Here is a 993-nt window from a genome sequence, read left to right as displayed (position 1 = left end):
CTTCACGATGCACATACTGCAAACGCCAGGTGGTGGACAGCACCCGTTGCTGGACGGCCAGCGACAACTCATCGTTATAGGGCGTGGAGAGTGATTCCAGTCCCTCAAAGTCTTTCTGCTGTTCCCAGTAGTTATCAGGATCGGTCGGGTTTAACGAGCTACAGCCATTGCAGTTCTGCAAACCGGCGTTTTGTGCACCATAAAGAGCATAGGTCAACATTGAACGCCCGTAATAGCGGTTCAAACCGCCAATCAACAAGGTATCGCTATCACCAAACAGATCGTAAGTGGCGCTCAGGCGCGGTGCAATGTTGGTTTGCTCAACGAAATCATCGCGATCGAGGCGCACACCGGGGCGCACAGTGAGCCGACCATAGCGCAGGGTATCATCGGCAAACAGCGCATAGCTGGTGTAGGTGGTGCTGTAAGTCCCGGCGAGGAAACGGTTCATGGTGAACATATCAAACCAGTCGAAACTCATTAGTCGGTAGCGATAATAATCATCACGGCGAATATATCGACCTTCGGTATTGTTCACCTCAAAACCGACGCTGGGCTGGTGTGCTATGCCTAACCACTCAGTGTCGTTAAAGCGCATCACGCTTTTGGCTGACAGCGTTTCCTGCTCGGAAATCAGATTACCCGGTCCACCGCTGCGCAGGGAGGAGGAGTTGCTCCCAGTAGTATAATCCATCAGTTCAACGTAATTGCCCTGATCGGCCGTCCGCTCATCCTTCAGTTTCTGGTAGCTGCCGGTAAATTCCAGTTCACCCAACGCCATACGGTGCTTTAGCGTGCTGGTAAAACCGAGCCCGGTGTGGGCGTTGTCGTAGCCGGAGTTGAGCACTGAACTGGAGAACAGGCGGCTCTGGTAGTCGGCGTAGTTACCGGAAATATCCACCGTGGTGGCGCTGCTCAGGTTCATCGAATACTTCAGGAAAAAGTTGTCCGAAACCCGTTTTTGATTGCGACGGCCCGCCGCGCTTTCAATCA

1 pseudogene is annotated in these 993 nt (G+C 53.2%); it reads right to left on the bottom strand.

Features of this window, described 5'->3' with window-relative positions:
* Positions 1 to 993 (bottom strand): annotated as a pseudogene (locus J5224_RS30095) (TonB-dependent receptor); the annotation flags it as partial.

The sequence above is a fragment of the Candidatus Symbiopectobacterium sp. NZEC135 genome, assembly GCF_025962695.1.
This window is presented reverse-complemented; position numbering and strand designations above follow the sequence as displayed.